Source organism: Pedobacter ginsengiterrae (assembly GCF_039537385.1).
GTDB lineage: Bacteria > Bacteroidota > Bacteroidia > Sphingobacteriales > Sphingobacteriaceae > Pedobacter > Pedobacter ginsengiterrae.
The window spans coordinates 1-20,042 of sequence record NZ_BAABAK010000021.1; the positions used below are offsets into that span (position 1 = coordinate 1).

Genomic DNA, 20,042 nt, shown 5'->3' on the forward strand with positions numbered 1-20,042 from the left:
AATTCTTTCTGTTCAGATTATCTAAAATTTATGCATAGAATTGCTCCCCAACTTTTTTGCTTGATCCCCAATTCCTCATTCAAAAGCAGCTCTCTGAGCTTAGTTGTACGTTTATTCAGAACAGCAATTTGAGATAAAATTTGTTTTCGAAGGTCATTTTTGCCAGACATCCGTTCTTTATAGTAGTATTTGATAAAATCTTTATAAACCTCTCCATTCCTATTATAGGCTTATATTTATTTATATCCTTCAAAAATTCCTTATTCAACATGGTGGTGCTTTTCCTGTAACCGCAGGCTGAGGTGCAGTGATAATAGAAATAATATTGCGTTTTACCCTTTGAAGAACTTCCTGTTAGAGTTTTACCACACCTTGGGCACGCTAAGAAGCCACGTAGCGGAAGTTCGTCCAAAGAGGCAATGGTTGTAGCATGTAAAGGCTTTTTGCGCGTTATAACATCCTGAACCTTCTTGAACAAACTCTCTGAAATTAAAGGATCATGCTGGCCCTGCACGAAATACCCTTCTTCATCTTTATTTTTCGGAACATAGATTTTTCCGCAGTAAACAGGGTTTTTAAGTGCAGACCAAAAGTTATTACGACTGGTGTTTAGCCCCTTTTGTATTGCCATTCTTAGCATTTCGGCTTGACTTAAACCCCCTTCGGCAAGCTTTTCAAATGCCCAGCGCATGATTTTTGCTTCGGGTTCATAAAGTGCAATGTATTTACGTCCATCTTCGGTGATCTTATTTACATAACCTTTGGGAGCAATTCCCATAAACCGCCCCTCTTTTTTTGCCCTCCGCATTCCGTTGATTACGTTTAGTGCCCTACGGTCATTATCTACTTCTGGCGTAGCCAAGTATATAGCCAGCATGATCTTACTTTCGGGAATTGCCATGTCTAAAGGCTGTTCTATGGCCTGTGGCTCTATCCCTAGTTTTTTAAGGGTTGAAATCATCTGGTAAGCGTCACTCGTATTCCGACTAAACCTGTCCCATTTCGTAAAAAGAATAATATCAGTTTGGTTACCCTTTTGCTTTTTAATCCTAATTAACAGCTTTTTCCATTCTGGCCGATTAAATGTTTTAGCCGAATGATCTTCATAGATAACCCGCCCAATTTTTAAGTTATGGTAGTCGCAATATTTCCTTAACCGTTCATCCTGATCTCTTTGTGATTAGCCTTTATCTGACTGCTCGTCTGTACTTACCCGTATATATAAATCTGCTATTTTCATGTTCATTTCACGTATTCTTCTACTACTAATTTAGCGATTTTGTCCATGAATTCCAAGATTTCCCGCACCTGTTCCCTGTTAAAAATCAGTCCGTTACGCTTAAAAATTTCCACTGTGTCGTCAATTGAAATGATGTTTTTAAAGTCTTTTACTTTACTCATAGGCGATACTTAAAATGCAAGTATCAAGGAATCAAAAATGGGCAACACTCTAGTAGAGAATTACATATCTTAATGACTTAGATAAAAAATTGGCAGAATACTCTAGTATTGAAGAAGGCTGCTCGACTGATACGACAATGTGATTTTTTGCCTAACTTTAATTTTATAACAAATAATCAAAATAATAAATGGCAACGGGAAATGTAAAAATACGTATATGGGATGTTAAGCATGGAAATGCCATTTTTATTAGAACCCCAAATAACAAACATCTGGTTTACGATTTGGGTCGTGGAGATTATTCTGAAAATAGCGAAGACAGAAGTCCATTAGAAACGCTATATGACCACTATAACATACGGGTAATCGACTATCTTATGATAACGCACCCCCATAAAGACCATATCGACGATATTTTAAATCTCGGAAAATTTACAGTCCGTTCTCTCCACAGACCAAAGAATCTTAATCGCACCCTACTTTTAAATGGAGCTAACGAAGGAGATCAAAAGAAAATTAGAAAGTTTATTGAATTGGATGACCATTACTCAATACCCGCCTCACAAGCCACAACTATATCCAATCCTGAGAACTTTGGCGGAATGATATTTAAGGTATTTCAAACAACTGAATTACCTGAAAGTAACCTCAATAACCGAAGCCTCTTATCTTCAATAGAATTCGAAGGTTTAAAAATTGTTATCCCTGGAGATAACGAGTATGCTTCTTTAGATTTGTTGATGAAGCGAGATGATTTTAGAACAGCCGTAAAAGATGCAGATATCTTGTTAGCACCTCATCATGGAAGAGAATCCGCCTACCACGCAGATTTTGTTAGCCTTGTGAACCCTAGAATAACTGTAATTTCAGACGGATCTATTGTAAATACTAGCGCAAACCCCAAATACTCTAGCAAAAGCCGCGGATGGGTGGTGAAGAATAAAAGTGAATTTAAAAAAAGATTTTTATTGACTACAAACTGTGATGGTGAGATTTACATCGACTTCGGCAGAAGAGCGACAGATCAAAAACTCTATCTAACCGTCGAAACGAAATACAATTAAGTATTGAATTAAAATTTCTTTAATACCATCCCTTGGGGTTCAGCTTGAAATTTTTCCCAAAGCGCCATTAGTTGATTTTCACATGCAATTAGCTTATTGTGTGTGGGATTTGTGTTGTTGTTATCCCGTTTTAATAGGTGTATATATTCCAAAAGATTCCAGCAGGCATTGTACTGTCCACAAGATATTATCACATCTAGCATCTTATCCCGCTCAAGTTCTTCCTTAGTAAACCATAATGTCGTTCCCATACTTGCTGCCAGATCAGAATTTTGTTTTATCAAGCCTGATGGCATTAGCTCAGCTGGAAGCATTCCTTTATTTACTTTACTCTCTATTGTTTTTTCATTTGATCTAAGCTCGTAAATTGCACTCATAATTCTACGATTTATCCAAGTTTTATCGTTATAAAGCGCTCTGTAATTTAGCCGTCTTACATGTTTCAAAAAGACATTCATAGTTAACATCAACACAGAATTAAAGCGGTTCATTAGTAGATTTTGATAGATAAAAAATTTCAAGCGCAATAGTTTTCCTAATGGCTTTAAGAATTCATCAGGAATTCCAGACCCTCGCATCGCCTTACCGATTACCCAATAAATTAACCAAACGAAATTATTAAAGGTGAAGATCATGGTAGATACCATGAGAGTAATCTTAAAATCGTAAAGGAACCCAAACACGATTCCGGTAAGCGATATCAACCATAAAAATATATTTATTATGCCAGTACTTTTGGGTGTTAGTTTCTTCCACCAACCGGACTTGTTTTGTTGGGATGCTTTAAATCCGTCCATATAAGGGCTTGCTACCTCACATACCATGATAAGATCAATAACATTTTCCGAACTCGAAATAGACCGGTTTTTTTTCATCCTATTTTCCGCTAATAACACAGGTTCAATACCCTGATTATCTACTATACCGCCATCCATTAATCCGACAGGATACTTTTCAGGATCTGGAAAGTTAAGTCGTTGACCATCGCTAAATACAAAATCATTTGGGAAATTTATCGGTTCAAAACCACCGGGGAAACAAGATGAGGCTGCCATGATGTCTGCCAAGCGAATCTCTTTAGCAACTTCAAATGGTACCCTCAGAAACATATTGCCAATAATGCCACGCTCCGGCTCACCTTCTGATGGGTGCAATATTTTCTCTGACCATTGAAAACGAAACTGAAGTCCGTTGTCAAAATCTGTAGAGTTAAAAGAAATGTGCTTTAATCCGTAGTCAGGATTGTCCTGCATCAGTTCACCAAACTTAGCTCCTTTAAACAGTTCCTGATCATAAATATCAGAAAACGATGTTATCAAATTTCTTACCCTTCCGTTTCTCCATCCATCGTCCTTAGCCAAATGTTCTAACGCCTCGGTAATCAACCTAGAATTTGACATAAAATCGTATAGACTACTGAATATTTTTTCAAACGGTTCATTTCTCTTTTTGCCTAATGCGAACCTGGCACCAGTAATTGTTCCGCCAGAAACAGTTGATAAAACACTAACCTGATCCAATAAGGTACCATCCTCAAAAGTTATACGATCAAGAAGGCTAAGTGTTCCTAAGGCAAAAGCAGAGGCTCTAAAACCGCCACCCGAAAATGTAAGAGCTATCTGCATAAAACTTATTTAGAGAATTGAAATAAACTGTATGCTTTGTGCTTTGCAGAATACACGGGTGCGCTCCAATTGCGCCTTGCTTTAAAGTCTCTAGCAAAATCATAATGCTTTACATAAACATTCAAAGCCGCTTCTTCTATGTCGAGAATTATATACCCAGCCTGATTGTTGGTTATCCTAATTGGCTGATAACAATCGTAAGCTAAGTGCTCGCTACTGGCATTACCAAACAATGTTAATCTCGGTTTTAATATTTTCAAAAATTCATAGGATCTCTTTGAATCTCTACCATGATGCGGTGCAAAAAGAACATCAATATTCGATACTTCTTCTTTATAATGATCAAGAATGTATTCCCATGTGCTATCATGGCTATCACCGCCAAAGATTATTTTCCATGTGCCCCCATCTTTCTTTGGAGCAGTTAAAAGTAAAACATAAGACATATCATGATAATCGCCATAGTCATTTGCTTGCTTAACCAAACCAGTGTTTGGGGCTAAAATCTTGATGTTATCCTGTACATACCATTGATATTGATCACTATCAAGATATGCGCGCGAGTTATCTGGTTTATATTTTCTATCTCTTAAATCTTTATAAAATTTCCAATCCTCTTTATTATATCCTCCAAAAGGCGTATTAAGATCGAGGTATTTATTGTTAGGTATCACCCACGAACAAGAAACACCGAATTCTTCATAAAGGTCTTTAATTCCGTCTAAATGATCCATATCGGGATGAGAAACGATAAACCTAAATATGCTTTCAGCACCTATGTTATTCTTCAAATAGTCAATAGGATTATCAGGATGATTTTTTTGACGGTAGTCTTTTTTATTTGATGGAACCTGAGTTCTGTTTAGCCTGTCCTTTCTTTCCTGAGATGCTTTCGCAGCTATCTCCTCCGGTGTATCGAAATCATTATAGGCATTACTTACGTCCATTACGGATAGTCTACCTGAGTCGTGGTGGATAATATTACAATCTCCCTCAAGAACATTTAAAAAGTGAATTACTGGCATGGTTTATTTGGTCGGTTTAAGTATGCGTTAAGAATTAGCAAGTTACAAAGTATCAGTGATATTTATCTATTTCTCCCTACTAGAGTACCGGTCCCTTTCAGGCTTCCCACTTTTGACCCAACAAAAAGTTAAGCCATGAAAGAACAACAGTTCGATGCATTACAGGAACGCTCCACCAACATCCGGAAAATTGGAACGCCCAACGTTAAGGGAGGTAAATACAAGGGCAATCCCTACATGAAATTCAAAAAGGCCAAGACCGAGCCACGCCAGAAAATCCGGCAACTGTTACGGGCTTCCTTGCCACTGGAAGAATTAAAATCAGTAAGGAGTATTCCCATTCCCAACAACCGATAACAAAAAATTTCATTACCATTTAACCGACGTTCAACAGCAGCTCCGAGGGCAGTTTTTTGCCCCGCCCGTGCGTGCAGCAAGATGGATTTTTGTAGACAAAAATATCTTGCCATCCTTACGGCTGGGGCAATCACTCGAAACTCGTGATGCCTTAAAACTTTACAATAAGCGCCAATGTCAAGACCTAAAAAAGCGGAACAAGAACAGTTCAGGCACCTGATCAGGGTGTGTGTGAACGATGCCGTCTATGAGCGGCTGACAAAGATGCAAAAACAGAGCGATTGCCGGAGCATCTGTGAAATTGCAAGAAAGATTTTATCGGGCCAGCGGATCAACCTGTTCCATAAAGATATTTCCATAAATGCCCCTATGGAAGAATTGGCTTTGATCAGAAAAGAACTGAAATCTATTGGCATCAACATCAACCAGCAGACCCTTCATTTCCACATCAGCGAAAATCCGACAGAACGGGCTTTTTATGTCAAGATCGGTTTAACTCAACAATGATGTCTTTTTATCTTGTAAGTCAAACTACAAAATATTGAACTCATAAACCAGTGAAATCAATATCCAAATCATTTTTATTTTCAATCTCACTTACTAGCTCTTTGATAAGTTCTCTTACCGTTCCAATTGTATTTCCGATTGTCTCTGTACTTAAAACATGTGTTACTTCTTCTTTAGTTTTCCCATTTCGATGTACCAAATCGTGACGGACCATTATACATTTAACAGCCTCTTTGATAGATGGAAATTTGATTTCAAAGGTGCTCATATACATTAACCGCACAGTCGGCAAATTATGGTAAATGGTATCGAGCATTATACTTTTTGCGGTCTGTTGAATATTTTTATGAGCTTCAAAAACATCTTTTAAATCAAAACGGCGATTTGCAAATTCTGGGTGGGTCTTTACAAATTTCTGAAGTGTATCCGGATTGTTTAGTGTTAATTTTATAAAGGTCTCAGACAAAAAGGTTTCCATACTACCTATCACACCGATATAGATTTGGCGTTTCAAAATAGTATTCAATTCCTCATCACCTAAGTCTACTTCATTTAATTTTTCAAGATTATCTATTTCGTGATCAAAATTGTCGGATAGTTTAATATTACTGGAAATCGCTTCAAATTCGTAATCATAATTTTCAGCATAATCACCCATCAGAATCTCTTTATCAATATCGACCGAGTTGCCAGACAGTCCCTGAATTTTGCCCAACACATCCTTCGGAATATCTGATGTAAAAACGATCCTATAGTTATAGATATATCCATCTTCACTGGTATTTTCTTCAATCTGGTAGGTTGTTCTTCGCAGGTCGTAATATGAGATTCCTAATGCCTCTGCAATTGCATTTCCTTCTTCATCTTCATAACTATCAATTGAAAGCTGTTTCCAGTATCCCATAAATTTTATAATTATCAGTTGTTTACAAATGGTCAATGGAACACTAAATAGAGGTATTGTTTCCCCACCTATTCAGTATTATTAATGTTCTTGATTAACATTGAAATTTAGCAATACTCTTTCGGGTATTAAGTTCAAGCAAATTAATTCCCCCCCCCACATATTTTAAAAGTAAAAATATTTCATTGAATATCAGATAATGTTCTCTAAAGAAAAATTCACCTACTCCCCTTACAGCTCCCTATTATAAGACAGTTGAACAATTCACTTTTGGTTCAAATTAAAATCACGGAACCATGAAAAAAACATCAGAATTAAAAGGCCGAGAATTTAACGACAAGCATTACCCAAAGATCAAAAAAATCATTACCATACCCGCAAAATCATACCTACAAAACTTCGCGGATCTCTTCCTCTCAATCTAGATGCATTTATTGAAACGCTACCCATCTGTGAGCCAATAACAAGGAGCAGGTCAGGGCTGAACTCTAGAATTTAATTAAATAAGTGTATCACCATTTTTTAACCGGCACTGTCTTAATGCAAAGGGGATACCCCGTCTGTTTCTTTGGCGGAGTGAAATGTACCTTTGTGATACAAAAGGATTTCACTCCCTTGCCCCGAAACTCAGGATGGTGATAAGAAAAACACTTGGAACTCGGTTTTTCTGCTACCTGTAAAATTTCTATTAGTTAAGCAATTAGCGCCTATAAGTGACGACAACACAAAAATAACGGTTCAAAAAGAACACTTATTCGGCTCAAAAGATTGACAGAATTGTATTTTTTAGGTACAATAGAATAGATATATTATTGGTTCGTTCTTTTCAGAAAAATGTAGAATTTTAGATTTTGAAGATCGAACCGCAATTACAAATCCAGCGGCATGCTTAACATACCTGATAGACAAAAATTTACTGCATAAGAAAACCAGAAAGAATGTTCCTAAAAGCTATCTTTCTGGCTTTGTACCCAGCGCCGGAGTCGACAAACTCCAATTTGAGCAAGATTTAAAGAAAATTTGCAGAATATCGATCGATTCATTGAAACTCTCTGAAAATGACGAAGTACACTAATTACGGCTTCTTTGCAGAATAGAGAGGGACTTTGAAAAGTCATTTTTTTAAAAATAATGTATTTGTTTTAAATTTTGTCGAACCAATTAAAGCATGATTTAGTACTTAGATTTCCGAAACAATAAGAGATACATGGAGGAGATATTTTAAAATAGAGAATAGAAAAACTTAAGTCCTTTCAGCAATAGCGAATGCAATAGTGAAATCTTCAGAATGTGATATTGTTATATGCCATTTGTTTATGCCGATATTAGCACATATGATTTTAACCTCTCCAGATAGCTGAACATTCGGCTGGCCAGATGCCGAATTCACAATTTCAATATCCTTAAGAGATATTCCATCTTTCATTCCGGTCGATAAGCATTTCAGGACGGCTTCTTTTGCTGCAAAACGTCCAGCGATGAAATTGTCTTTAGAATTATGGTCATTAAAAACAGCTAACTCTTGGTTTGAAAGAATGCGGGTGGGAAAATTACCTTCGGTATCCCATTTGAGCAGTTTACTGTTTTTGTCGTGTTGAACAATGTCACTTCCAACTCCAATGATCATTGTAATGTGAATTAATTAATTACAGAGTATTGAATGTCTTTGGTCAGTAGATTGAAATTAACATGGCCTCCGCCATTGTTGATTAAAAAACGGAAAACTTCGTATGCTTTTAAAATTGCGTTCTCCCATTCTTTTCCAGTTCGTACATGTACTTCAAAGGTCTCGGTCATTTCCTTTACAATCCGTAATGTTGTTCTGGAAACCCTAGAAGAGTCTGCAAAATATCTTTTACGTTTCGCTTCGTTGAAAATAATCATCGAAAGTGCTTCTTCAGTAATTGTTGCCCTGGCACCATCTTCAATTTCATCTAAAACCACATCGCTTTTACGCTTACGCTTCATCATCGCACGGGTACAAGGAGACCAGCCCAGTAGTGTCGCGAATGTATAATGAAAAATATCATGGTATCGATAAAAGTCATTATGGTAGGCATTATCATTGATAACATCGCCCAGTTGTTCATTACCGTTGAGAACAACACGAACCTCTTCCCTTGAGCCCACTCCAACCTCCTTGAAGGCTACTGAGAAGGATCTTGGAATTTGTTCCTCAGGCTTACAGCCCTCGTCAAAATAACTATTTTGCTTTCTTGATCGTGTCATTTTTTATTTCGTTAGCTAATATACTATCTATTTTTTGAACTATTACCTTATCCGTTAATGTTTTACGCATTTCGGTAATTACCTCTTGCGTGGATTCTTTGGATTTTCTGCCATCTGCAAAGCCTCGATCATAAGCTACCCAGTCCCAGCCAACCTTTAATGCTATGGCAATAAGAAGACCTATTAGAATTTTGTACAGCCAATCATTACGTTCTTTCTTTTCATCTGATTTAATGATCTTTTCAGAAAGCGTTTGCTCGACGGAAGTAATTTTATCCAGTAGAGCTTTCGGTGAAGTCAATTCCCCACGTTTCAAAAACTCAATATATTTAGGCGGAATGTGATCCAGCTTCTTAAAATGATCATTATTGTCATTATAAGCTTCTTCCTCACTAAGTTCAGGCTTCATTTCAGCGAACCAAATCGGAAAATATGGTTCACCAGTATTAAGTACAATAGTAGATGGCCCAGCGTTGTATACTGAAAATAACAAATGATCATTAAAGCCTGGATCGACGTGGAAACCGGATACATTGACAAGACCTTTTAGCTTTTCTCCAGCTTTGATAGAGATAAAGGCAATCCTATCCTTCGGGATGCTAACTTTTTCCTTTGTAAGCAACAATGCAAACTGCCCCGGATTAAGATCAACCTGACGATTGCTGTTTTCGTCAAGCGTTTCAACCTTTCCAGTTTTTGAATCCGTTAAATACACTTCTTTACCAAGCGAGAGTTCATAAGCACCATTTTTTACCCTTTGAGGGTTAAATGGTTCTATCACTTTTTTTGCTTCTTGTAACTTCAGTAGTTCTTTTACCCCTAAAAATGCCATTCCTATATCTTTATCTTTACCATTGTTTTTATACCAAATAGCTTTATCAGCCCAATATTTCGATGTTAGCTAAGTTATTCAAAACTGCATCATTTATTCCCCATTTAGGGGGAAACCAATAATCTATAGATGAAGCGTTACTTTTGAATTTCTGCTTAATGTTCACACGATCACTTTTTCCTTTAATGTCGGGATGCCTGACCCTGGCATACTTATCCACCTCACAAAACAAATTCTGGCAATCGATCAGTTGTAATCTTCGGCCCCATAAGTCTTTAAAATCTAAACCCAAACGCTCAAATTCCTGTTCCTGCCGATCAGTCATCAGTTTGATGATTTCAACGTTACTCAATCCACCTGTATTGGAGAAACATTTGCTTATTCCACCTTTGGCTCCAGGTCCAGGCACAACGAAAGAGGATTCCGAAAAATTGATTATCGTTGAATAATTGATGTCAATGGTCAACTGATAAGCTAGGAAATCTCCCAATCCTGGAAATCTTTTGATAAGCTCAAAAGCCTGTTGCATATTCTTAGCCGCCCTCAGATGTTCGTGGGTATTCGCTTGGATTATGAGCTCGATCAGCTTTAAATGATTTGAGTGTTTTTTTGCGTAACCAAAATAGGATCCTCCAGATGGCATGATGTAAGCCGCAGAATAGATGGTTTCTCCCGCCAGCATGGCTAAATTCAGAATTTTATCATATGCTGCGAAGTCATAATTTTCATAAGTGATAGTACCGAACTCAGACAAGAGCAATTCCCAAGTGTCAATTTTATTGAAAAGCTTGAACATCAAAATTCTAAAAAGTACTTCCTTCGGAGTATCTGGAAACTGATCATTATAGATAACGTTTCTGATCAAATACTGGCTCACTCTGTCCGATGCCCTGTAAGCATTGGTGAATTTATACTTATTTAAAATATCATCTTCTGACCAGGGCGAAGCTAAACCATTGACCCTATTGAAAAAAGTTTCCTGACGTAACGCAGCAAATTTCCAGTAGGAGGTGTAAACTTCAGTAACTTTAGCAGGAGATAAGGCAATATGTATATTGATATTTTGTATCTCCGTCGCAGCAACGGGTTTAATGATAGTCTTAGTAGCTTTATTTTGTTTTTTCATGACTTGCAAAGATAGGCACTACTGTATAGAAGTTAACTTAATTCTTTTTAACAAATCCTTCGCATACGTCTTTCCCACATTATCTAGCTGTTCCACGCCAATAAAACAATTTAACCTTTCAAGCTCAAGTCCAGTCTCTTTTGCTATAAATTTACCAAGGTTGATCAAGCCCAACCAATTGCCATAGGCACGACGATACAGAAACTGAATGGCATAAAAACTATTTAATACTAGCCCCCCGGTTTCCGATTTATAAAAGGTCACATGTTGTAGACATGGAAATCCTTGATAAGGGCTGTTGGTATGATCTCTTCCAGGATCAAAAATGGATGCCTGAAGTTTAGACTTCCGGTGATTGGTCGTACTTAAAATAGAGTTGATGATCATCTCTAACTGATTTATTTCCTTTCCGGCACTTTCATAAGCTATCATTCTTTGAAAGTACGTGCCCTTCTTATTGCTTGGATCAATCTTTCTGATGCGCTTATAATTTTGCAGGTATTCCTTATAAAGTTGATGACGGTCCCATCCACAAAATTGATAAAGCGAATTCGGGAAAATCGTTTCAGAAACAGTCTGGATTGATGACAGGTTTTTACTGCCCAAATCAGCATCCAGCAACTTGCGAATTGCATCCTCTTCGCCAAAATCGGTTAGTGTCAACATAAGTGGGCTGACCTCTTTTCCAGGATTCTTGACTATGTGCTCAAGTACATTAGTCCAGGCTTCCGATAAATTTGTATTTTTTATAATTAATGGCTCCATAAGTTACTAATCTATATCATCTTCTAGGTGACGGTTTTCAGCTAACCCGACATAGCTGATGTTTTGAATCCTAATAAAAGAACCAAAATCAAGTTTGGCCGAGCTTACTCTCACTATTCCGGCTTTTATAGCTTTATATACCGTTCCTTGTGTACTTTCTTCAATGGCAAGCAAGTGTTCCCCTTCAACGTTCGAATCCTTGGGAAGAAAAATATAATTCGACACCTCAATATCAATTGTAGATAGCATTGAAAGTCCGTCAATAATTTTAAAGGAAGCCGCAGGAACTGTAAGCCCATCAATGCTTTTCAACAGTTTGGCTGGACTGGTTTTTAATAATTCAGTTGCTTTCAGTTCACTGATCAAGCGGTTCACTTTACAATGGGAAATTAATGTTTGAAACCCCACACCAAATAGGGACGAAATAACATAATAATCCAATTGTGTCGCCGTTTCCATCTTCCACTTTCTCCGATTGAATTCCCCCTGTATTCCTCCAACAGGCATCAGCAATACCCCGGCAAAGGTATCTGCCAAAAACTCCTCGTCATTATAATGCGAGCCTCCCGGGGTATGTTCAGTCAGCGCATCGATACGGCTTCCGTGCCCAAACATATGATGCCCGAGCTCGTGTCCGCACGTGAAAACCCTTCGTGGTAGTGGCCGTTGGTTGGATATCAAGATAGTGGGTGATTTTCCCGTGGTTTGACTTATGTACATTCCTTCCATATTAATGTTGATGAACCTCACAGATACACCTAAGCTTTGGGAGACATCAAAAATATTCAAAGGCTGAAAACTGTTAAGCGAAAGTTTCATCCTAATTTGTTCAGCCTTCTTCGCAGCTGCAATATATCTTGGATTCATCAGACTATTTATTTGGTAGTATCTTTAAAATATCATAAAGCTTTTTCACATCCTCCTGACTTAACTTGCTGAGCTCTCTTGCGGCAAATTTGAATTCCTCATTCATTTGATCTTCATTATCATCATCTTGGCATAAAAGCCAGGAGGTATTAACCTGGTACAGTTCAGAAAACAACAGTAATTCCTCTGCACTTACCTTCCGATTTCCTGCTTCTATCTCGGAAATAGCTGGACGTTGCAAGTCCATTTTCTGCGCGGCCTGTGCCTGCGATAAACCAGCTAATATTCTGGCCTCTTTAACTCTGCTGGCAATTTTTATCCTATCTGACATGTTTTCCATTTTTTATCACATTCCATAATTTTTCTGATGCTTCTCGTATTGACAACTGCCTTAAACTCATCCGGTCGTGAAAAATATAACAGTTGTCCGGGATAGCAATGTCCAAAATCCCTTCAAGTCTGCACATCACAGTTACCAGTACCTGGCTACTGATGCCAGAACTGCCTGGTGCACATCCAGCGTCCACCTTAACAGCAACGCCCATTAGGTCGGCAGCTTCCTGAACAACTTTAACAATTTCCTTTTCTACTAAGTTTATATCTAAATCAGCCATAGCGTACGATTATTATACAAATGTAGTAAGAAAATCTTACCATCCAAATTTTTACAAAAAAAAATATCTTAAAAAATCTAATTGCAAAATGTTCAAAATCAATATATTTAACCATAAACATGTCAATACCACCCGCAGACTTTATTTCTAGTCTTATCGTTGAATAAAAAATAACCTATCCGAATCATTGAACTATATTAAGGTCAAAACTGAGATTTTCAGTAAGTGCTGTAGGAAAATTACGGTGGGTAGCTATTTTTTTTACGTTAAAAACAGTTTAAGAAATTTCAATTTTGGTTTATCTTTAATTCTAACGTTGACCAAAAATAGCATTGCTAACTATGAATCTTAAAAACCGCAATATCACTCCAGAGCATGCTCAACAAATCCTGGCAAACCATGGCACTATAGCTTCTATTGAAGAAGCTGAACGAATGCTTAGAACTTGTATGATTTTGCTACAATCGCCGCGAATCAACTTGATAGGGAAATGAAGGCTGTAAGCCCTAAGAAAAAGAGAAAGCCAAAAAACATTTAGATTCTTTGACTTTACAATACAGCTTTGTGGCGATTTTCCACATTCACTGATTAATCTTTTGGCCTGTGCTTATGAGGTTTTAGATCAGGATGTTTTGGCTTTGTTTCTGGTAAGACTCTTCTTCTTTTGTCATCTTGCCCATTATCTTTTTTACGTTTTGGACCTGGTTTTATTGCTTGAACTTGTTCCATGATATTTATGATTTTAGTTTATAGGACAAATTTATCCACAAAAACATAAGATAATTTACGGATTTCCGTAGCAGTAGAAGTTCGGTAATCTTCGGGAGTCCCGAAGTTTTCTGTACCGGGTGCCAGAGTCGAACCGCACAGTGATTGGTAATTTAAATTCCTTTTAATTTTTAAAGGGAATGATTATATTTACACTATAGCAATTGCAGCTAAAACGTATTAAAAAAAATGGTGAGCGATTAGGTGAGTGAAAATCGAAAACCGCATATAATACTATTTAAACGCTGATTTTTACACTAGGTGTAAATCCCAGCGGGATCACCACTATAATCCTCTAACGAAAGTTAGGGGATTTTTTATTTTGGGGAAAATTCTAAATTTACACCAAGTGTTTGATGCGGTTTGTTTCGATCTATTGTTGGTATCCTCACCTGCCGAAACTCCAAAGATGTCATCCTGAGCGGAGTCGAAGGGTAAATGTTAGCCATATAAAAATATAGATAATATCCCTAAACGTTCGATCTATCATGTTGGTCGAGATTTGTAATCTCGTCCTGCTATATAGATACATTCGTTCTATCGGCTGGTGTCCTCACCTGCCGAAACTCCAGAAGACGTCATCCTGAGCGGAGTCGAAGGATAATGTTAGCCATATAGAAATATAGATTTCTCAACTGCTCATGGCTTGCCTCGGCTCACCGCCGCCGAGGGGCTCTAAACTTTTTCTTGATAAAAAGTTTAACAAAAATCAAGGCTTGGATCTGTTGTCGGATAAACTCATAAAAGCTTTAATTTCGGCAACACAAGTTCCGATGAAGGATCGGAAAGTATGCGTTGCCTTAGGATTTGCCAGATTGAAAGGTTTATGCAAAAAGCTTTTAACGTTTTCTCCTTTCAACATATCCTATGCCAGATAGCAGGGTGGTTAGAGCAAGATGCAAAAACCATTTGTCATCCTTTGTATTGTCATCCTGAGCGGAGTCGAAGGATAATTTTGGACATAAAGTGGAATAAATGGTTAAATAAACGTAATTTAAAATTTGGGAAGAAACGCTGTTAGTAAATATAAAAGATAATGAAAAAAGAATTTCGGAGGAAAAGAAGCATCAAGAACGCCAATCTTTATCTACTGCATACTGCATAAATAAAAGAACACTAGGCGATTATTGTAAAAGAGATTAGCATTGCCGCTGTATCGAAGTTAAAAGCATTATAAATGACGGAACCATCATAACCATTTCTATCTCGATAGTCAATTATCGAGATACACGAATAATAACTCGAGTTAGGCGATTCTATACCTACTACTTGCGAATAATAATTCACCAAAACTATTTTACAGCAGAAACGTATTTTAGTTAATCATTACCTTAACGCTATGTCAAATTTAACACATCCTTTACGCGTTTTATTTTATACGCTAATTCTTTTCCTTTTTTCTACGGCAAATCTTTCTGCCCAAGAAATCAAGCAATATTTTTATCAAGGCACCATTGATAACAGACCAATTCGGCTTTACTTAAAACAACTACCTAATAGCTGTGGTGGTAGCGACATTTACGAAGCCATTTATCAATATGGAAAGGGTAAAAATTGGATCGAACTACTCAACCAAAATAATGATAAAGGCAATTTTTGTTTTACCGAAATTCGTTTCACTGGAGTTTTGTTGTTAAAAAGAACAGACCATCATTTAGATGGAATTTGGATTAGTCCAGATGGGAAAAGGCAGCTCAAGGTTTCGCTAAGCCAACAAAACATCAACGCTAAAGAAATTGAAGAATTGGAAGAACGCTTAGAACGCACACATTATGAAAATTTCGATTGTTAAAATGAGTACTATGAAGAAAATCCATCTTGCTGTTTTGTGTTTAATTACCTTAACAATAGTTGCTTGTAGCCAAGCAAAAAAAGAAAAAACTTTGGAAGAGGAAATTGCCGAATATAAAGCCAACCAAATCGATTTTTCGCAAAATGCAAAGCCGAAAGATTTTTCAGCAAAGGCTACCGACGGAAGTACATTCAATTCTAAAGATTTTAAAGGCAAGTATTGGGCGATCTTTTTTTATGATAGAAGTTATCTGATTAAAAGTGATAGCTACGATTTAGTTGCAGAACTAAACAATACACATAAATTATTCGGCGATAAAATACCAATGGTTGCATTAATTAATGGTTTTTGTGATAATGATCTTGAACTTAAAAGACAAATAGACAGTGCCCAATTCGCCTTTACGCAAATTGATAATACAAAAGGGCCAAATAAAGAAAGTAAAGTTAAGGATAATGTATTCTGTACTCCAGCCAAAATAATTATAAACCCAGCTGGAAAAGTTGTTTATAACGGTTGCGGCGGCAATACAGAAAAATTCAATTTAATGTTAACAGACCTCATTAAAGCTGAAAAATTATAGCCCATGGAAAATTTACCAAGTCAGATACAAAAGGAAAAGAATAGCAATTTGTCTATAGCCTTAATTGTATTGAACATATTTTTAGCCATAATTTTATCCACTACAATCGGTAAAGACAGAGATCCAGATGGTGTGATGTTCATCATCGTTTTATCCATTTCCTCAACAGTTTTGTTAGGTGGTTATGCTTTCACCTACCACGGCAAAGGCTATCGATGGGCGAAAATAGTATTCGGCATCTTATTGGTTATTTCCATCGCTGTTTTAGGCCTGCTCTGGTATGTATGGCAATTGGGCAAAGGATTTAAAAATTAACCAATATGAAATTAAATGAGCTAAATATCTTTTACATCATTGTAGCGGTTATATTAATTTCGAGTACTATTTACCGAAAAATAGCTTACAGAGGTTGGGAAAGGTATAATTATTCGGTTGCGGTGAGTACACCGAAAAATTATCCCATGCATGTTAGTGAAGCTTATTTTCTATTGCCAAATGATGATTTTGAAAGTGCAGACAGAGATGACGCAAACGATTTTACGTCCAATTGGGGTGTTAGTTATAGCACAGCAAACCATGCTCGTTCGCAACGATTGCCTTTGCAATTGGTTATTAAATACTTTTCTTATCGAGATAAAAACTTTTATTCGGATACTTTGAATTTGCCAAAAAATAAAATTTTAAATCTTTTTAAATTGGCACAAAAGAACAAACAGTTTTTTGAACTTTCATCTTACAACGGACAAAAAAAAGGGTTGAGTTTTGTAATCGGCTTGGCAAATAATGGCAATTTAATTATTTGGCTTCGCGGTATTTATTTAGAAAAAGAATTGCTCAGAAAAAAACTTAAACCTACTAATCCAAATAAGGATGATTTGTACTACGAGAAAACTTTAACTAGAGAAAAATACTTTGAACATGCTTTCGAAAATTTAAGTGATAGCTTAAAAGCGGTTTATAAAAAAGGTTTCGACGCCAAAGCAAATTACATTGACACGCCCTCCCGATACATGGAAAGCAATATTGAATTATGGAAATATCAACAAAAGAATGGTTATATAGATTATAAAATTGAAGCTAATAAAGAGTAATATTATTCAATTCAATAGTGCTTGTGCTGCAACAAATTTCAACGTTAAAAAAAGTAACTAAATGACCTTTATTGCTTTTGAATTGTAATCGCGATGATTTACAACTAAACCATTGATTATCAAAATTTAATCTTACAGTAATTAATATGAAATTTACTTTTTTATATATTTTGTTAAGCACCTATGCCCTATTCTCTCATGCGCAAAACGAACAGCGTACTGATACCTTGCGTATTGATTTGGATAAGGATGCAAAAAAAGACATCGTAATATTTGATAGGGAAAACGCTTTGATCGTGGTCAAGTTATCTACGCACAACTTTAAGCCTTTACGAAGTGAACAAATGGAAATCGACCCGATTTCATCTGGAATAAAAGCGAAAAAAGAAAGCTTCGAGTTTACCAATAATTGGATGAGAGCTGGTTATAGCTGCCAATTTCGTTACAATGCTATTCAAAAAAAAATGCAACTTATTGGGATGAGAAGATATGAATTTGGACCAGCAAATAACGATGGAAGTGGCGAAAGCAGTGTTAATCTTTTAACCAATAGCTACATTGGCAATTGGAATTATTGGGATGATCATCAGAACAAGTTAATTGCCATGCCGCCAATTAAACGAAAAATGGTTTTTGCTCCAACTTACCTATCAAACTTTGATCAGGTACTTTCACAGTACATTAATTTATGTAGCGAATTATACATCAAAAATAAAAAATCCATTTTAACCAAAAAGACATAGCAATCCATGAGATATTTCATTTTGTTCTTTGCCATTTTAAGCATAAATTCATATGCACAAAAAAAGGTTTTTCATCAACCTCACGCAAAGGGAGTGTGGCAATATGTATATCCTTTTGCTGATAAAAATTATGTATTTGCAGTACAGCATGGGGTAAAAGACGGTGAAGAAGATGGTCTTAAAACCAGCAACATCTACTTTGGTAAAATCGGGAAAACCGATGAAATATTTTGGAAAGAGCAAGTGCAAATGCGTTTAGTTACCGAAAATATTAATTATGAAGACTTTAATAATGATGGTAAGAAAGACCTACTCATTTTTGAAGATACTGGCGCAAGAGGTGGTAATGCTCACTACAACTTGTATTTGATTAATACCCAAAAGCATGCCCTTACTAAAGTTGTAAATTTTAACAAAATTGTTAATCCTAGCTATAATCAAAAGCATAAAATAATTTTAAGTTACGGGCTATCGGGTGAGAATTTTTATTCTATTTACCGAATAAACGCTAAGAACAAACCTTACCAAATTGGCAAAACTTTTAAAGATACTGATGAACTGAATCTGGATAAAAAGATTGTGGAAATTTTAAAGGAAAACAAGAAGTAACTTTAGTTTTACAAGCTGATATTTAAAATTCGGCAAACTAACCTTTAAACGAATAATAGAAAAACTGCAACAGATAAAAGGTTCCTGCCCAACGAATAATAACCTTATCATTTCACTTCAATAATTTAAATATTTTAGTACAGATAAATAGCTAGATATGAAAATTAAAAAAACAATAATCACATCGGTATTAGTGCTTGTTTGGCTTTCAAATCAATTATGGGCACAAGAAACTAATCCTAATATTAACAAAAATGGTTTGTATTTTGGAGTATATACTGGCACTTGGTTCGGTACGGGCAAAAACTCGGTAATGGGAAGCCCACTAATGGGTGGTTTATTAATGGAGTTAAAAAGTGGTAAAGGCGCTTTAGCCGTAAATTTCGATTTGGTTGGCAACCTAGCTTAGACTAAAACACTTTATCTAGAAAGTAACAATAAACTCTTTGAACGTAATAAATACATCGGCGCACAAATTTCACTACAATATAGTCATGAACTGTACAGCCAAAATCGCTTTGCTTTAGAGGCTGTTGGAGGCTTTGGTTTTGGTGATTTAACTTTCGTACCAGATGATGAAGAAAGCATTGGCACTAAAAGTTTCTTTATCGACCCAGGGATAGGTGCGAGATATTTTATTGGACAAAAAATATTTCTTCAATTTAAATTACAATATAACTTGGCCAATTATAAGATAAACGACAATGTTAGCACCAATATTAGCGGCAATTTTGTAACAACCAAGTTAATTCTAGGATGGAAATAAGGATCTATTTTAATGATTTTTCATGTTGGTCGAGATTTGTAATCTCGTCCTGCTATATAGATGCATTCGTTCTATTGGCTGGTGTCCTCACCCGCGGAAACTCCAAAAGATGTCATCCTGAGCGGAGTCGAAGGATAATGTTAGCCATATAGGTATATAGGAAATATAGATTTTTCATGTTGGTCGAGATTTGTAATCTCGTCCTGCTATAGATGCATTCGTTCTATTGGCTGGTGTCCTCACCTGCCGAAACATTTGCGCCGTTTAGTTCTCAAATCACAAAGCCAAGTAAGCCGATGCTAGTGATATGTCTTGTCCGGAATTAGGTTTACAATTTTGAGCACATAAAACTCAATAAAAGATGAAAATTGTAA

Annotated in this window: 23 protein-coding genes and 1 pseudogene; 10 read left to right on the forward strand and 14 right to left on the reverse strand. The window is 36.4% G+C overall.

What is annotated here, in order from left to right:
- Positions 1 to 115: 115 nt before the first annotated feature.
- Both ABD692_RS20505 and ABD692_RS21015 read right to left on the reverse strand, forming a co-directional pair.
- A complete protein-coding gene (locus ABD692_RS20505) occupies positions 116 to 808 on the reverse strand; it encodes a recombinase family protein (protein ID WP_425567364.1) in 693 nt (230 codons plus the stop codon).
- Positions 794 to 1,159: pseudogene (locus tag ABD692_RS21015) on the reverse strand (recombinase family protein); the annotation flags it as partial. The pseudogene ABD692_RS21015 and the gene ABD692_RS20505, both read right to left, overlap by 15 nt.
- 430 nt (positions 1,160 to 1,589) lie before the next feature.
- On the opposite strand from ABD692_RS21015, the gene ABD692_RS20510 reads away from it, so the two are divergent.
- On the forward strand, positions 1,590 to 2,465 hold the full coding sequence (locus ABD692_RS20510; RefSeq protein ID WP_344769982.1) for a ComEC/Rec2 family competence protein: 876 nt from the start codon (positions 1,590 to 1,592) through the stop codon (positions 2,463 to 2,465).
- Positions 2,466 to 2,473: 8 nt separating this feature from the next.
- Here the strand turns inward: ABD692_RS20510 and ABD692_RS20515 are convergent, their stop codons facing one another.
- Both ABD692_RS20515 and ABD692_RS20520 read right to left on the reverse strand, forming a co-directional pair.
- Entirely contained in the window at positions 2,474 to 4,090 is a 1,617-nt protein-coding gene (locus ABD692_RS20515; RefSeq protein WP_344769984.1) for a patatin-like phospholipase family protein, read from the reverse strand.
- Between the two features lie 5 nt (positions 4,091 to 4,095).
- Entirely contained in the window at positions 4,096 to 5,115 is a 1,020-nt protein-coding gene (locus tag ABD692_RS20520; protein WP_344769986.1) for a ComEC/Rec2 family competence protein, read from the reverse strand.
- Between the two features lie 135 nt (positions 5,116 to 5,250).
- Here ABD692_RS20520 and ABD692_RS20525 point away from each other — a divergent pair, with 135 nt between their 5' ends.
- The gene (locus ABD692_RS20525) at positions 5,251 to 5,472 is read left to right on the forward strand and encodes a hypothetical protein (RefSeq protein ID WP_344769988.1); all 222 of its coding nucleotides are present in this window, start codon (positions 5,251 to 5,253) and stop codon (positions 5,470 to 5,472) included.
- Between the two features lie 174 nt (positions 5,473 to 5,646).
- Positions 5,647 to 5,979, forward strand: a complete 333-nt coding sequence (locus tag ABD692_RS20530) for a mobilization protein (RefSeq protein WP_344769990.1) — start codon at positions 5,647 to 5,649, stop codon at positions 5,977 to 5,979.
- Positions 5,980 to 6,019: 40 nt separating this feature from the next.
- Here the strand turns inward: ABD692_RS20530 and ABD692_RS20535 are convergent, their stop codons facing one another.
- The 10 genes from ABD692_RS20535 to ABD692_RS20580 form a co-directional block, all read right to left on the reverse strand.
- Positions 6,020 to 6,883 (reverse strand): hypothetical protein, encoded by an 864-nt coding sequence (locus ABD692_RS20535; protein WP_344769992.1) that lies wholly within the window; start codon positions 6,881 to 6,883, stop codon positions 6,020 to 6,022.
- Positions 6,884 to 8,126: 1,243 nt separating this feature from the next.
- The gene (acpS, locus tag ABD692_RS20540; protein WP_344769994.1) at positions 8,127 to 8,510 is read right to left on the reverse strand and encodes a holo-ACP synthase; all 384 of its coding nucleotides are present in this window, start codon (positions 8,508 to 8,510) and stop codon (positions 8,127 to 8,129) included.
- An 11-nt stretch (positions 8,511 to 8,521) separates the two neighbouring features.
- Complete coding sequence (locus tag ABD692_RS20545) at positions 8,522 to 9,112, reverse strand: hypothetical protein (protein ID WP_344769996.1); 591 nt, start codon at positions 9,110 to 9,112, stop codon at positions 8,522 to 8,524.
- Positions 9,087 to 9,944: a dCTP deaminase domain-containing protein gene (locus ABD692_RS20550; protein ID WP_344769998.1), complete on the reverse strand. Its 858-nt coding sequence runs from the start codon at positions 9,942 to 9,944 to the stop codon at positions 9,087 to 9,089. Before ABD692_RS20550 ends, ABD692_RS20545 begins: the two co-directional genes overlap by 26 nt.
- A gap of 46 nt (positions 9,945 to 9,990) precedes the next feature.
- Positions 9,991 to 11,070, reverse strand: coding sequence for a nucleotide kinase domain-containing protein (locus ABD692_RS20555; RefSeq protein WP_344770000.1), 1,080 nt, complete (start codon positions 11,068 to 11,070; stop codon positions 9,991 to 9,993).
- 18 nt (positions 11,071 to 11,088) lie between these two features.
- The gene (locus ABD692_RS20560) at positions 11,089 to 11,835 is read right to left on the reverse strand and encodes a thymidylate synthase family protein (protein ID WP_344770002.1); all 747 of its coding nucleotides are present in this window, start codon (positions 11,833 to 11,835) and stop codon (positions 11,089 to 11,091) included.
- Between the two features lie 6 nt (positions 11,836 to 11,841).
- A complete protein-coding gene (locus tag ABD692_RS20565) occupies positions 11,842 to 12,702 on the reverse strand; it encodes an ImmA/IrrE family metallo-endopeptidase (RefSeq protein WP_344770004.1) in 861 nt (286 codons plus the stop codon).
- Between the two features lie 4 nt (positions 12,703 to 12,706).
- Positions 12,707 to 13,033 carry a helix-turn-helix domain-containing protein gene (locus ABD692_RS20570; protein ID WP_344770006.1) on the reverse strand — a complete coding sequence of 109 codons (327 nt, stop codon included), beginning with the start codon at positions 13,031 to 13,033 and terminating at the stop codon, positions 12,707 to 12,709.
- Complete coding sequence (locus tag ABD692_RS20575) at positions 13,023 to 13,316, reverse strand: hypothetical protein (RefSeq protein WP_344770008.1); 294 nt, start codon at positions 13,314 to 13,316, stop codon at positions 13,023 to 13,025. Before ABD692_RS20575 ends, ABD692_RS20570 begins: the two co-directional genes overlap by 11 nt.
- 588 nt (positions 13,317 to 13,904) lie before the next feature.
- Positions 13,905 to 14,045 (reverse strand): hypothetical protein, encoded by a 141-nt coding sequence (locus ABD692_RS20580; protein ID WP_344770010.1) that lies wholly within the window; start codon positions 14,043 to 14,045, stop codon positions 13,905 to 13,907.
- A 1,378-nt stretch (positions 14,046 to 15,423) separates the two neighbouring features.
- Here ABD692_RS20580 and ABD692_RS20585 point away from each other — a divergent pair.
- The 7 genes from ABD692_RS20585 to ABD692_RS20615 all read left to right on the forward strand — a co-directional run bounded on the left by ABD692_RS20585 (position 15,424) and on the right by ABD692_RS20615 (position 19,311).
- Positions 15,424 to 15,876 carry a hypothetical protein gene (locus tag ABD692_RS20585; protein ID WP_344770012.1) on the forward strand — a complete coding sequence of 151 codons (453 nt, stop codon included), beginning with the start codon at positions 15,424 to 15,426 and terminating at the stop codon, positions 15,874 to 15,876.
- A 10-nt stretch (positions 15,877 to 15,886) separates the two neighbouring features.
- Positions 15,887 to 16,459, forward strand: a complete 573-nt coding sequence (locus ABD692_RS20590; RefSeq protein ID WP_344770014.1) for a peroxiredoxin family protein — start codon at positions 15,887 to 15,889, stop codon at positions 16,457 to 16,459.
- Positions 16,460 to 16,462: 3 nt separating this feature from the next.
- Positions 16,463 to 16,774, forward strand: coding sequence for a hypothetical protein (locus ABD692_RS20595; protein WP_344770016.1), 312 nt, complete (start codon positions 16,463 to 16,465; stop codon positions 16,772 to 16,774).
- A 5-nt stretch (positions 16,775 to 16,779) separates the two neighbouring features.
- Positions 16,780 to 17,550, forward strand: coding sequence for a DUF2931 family protein (locus ABD692_RS20600; RefSeq protein ID WP_344770018.1), 771 nt, complete (start codon positions 16,780 to 16,782; stop codon positions 17,548 to 17,550).
- A gap of 146 nt (positions 17,551 to 17,696) precedes the next feature.
- Positions 17,697 to 18,293 carry a hypothetical protein gene (locus tag ABD692_RS20605; protein ID WP_344770020.1) on the forward strand — a complete coding sequence of 199 codons (597 nt, stop codon included), beginning with the start codon at positions 17,697 to 17,699 and terminating at the stop codon, positions 18,291 to 18,293.
- 6 nt (positions 18,294 to 18,299) lie between these two features.
- On the forward strand, positions 18,300 to 18,902 hold the full coding sequence (locus tag ABD692_RS20610) for an XAC2610-related protein (protein ID WP_344770022.1): 603 nt from the start codon (positions 18,300 to 18,302) through the stop codon (positions 18,900 to 18,902).
- A 157-nt stretch (positions 18,903 to 19,059) separates the two neighbouring features.
- On the forward strand, positions 19,060 to 19,311 hold the full coding sequence (locus ABD692_RS20615) for a hypothetical protein (protein ID WP_344770024.1): 252 nt from the start codon (positions 19,060 to 19,062) through the stop codon (positions 19,309 to 19,311).
- The last annotated feature ends 731 nt before the right edge of the window (positions 19,312 to 20,042 follow it).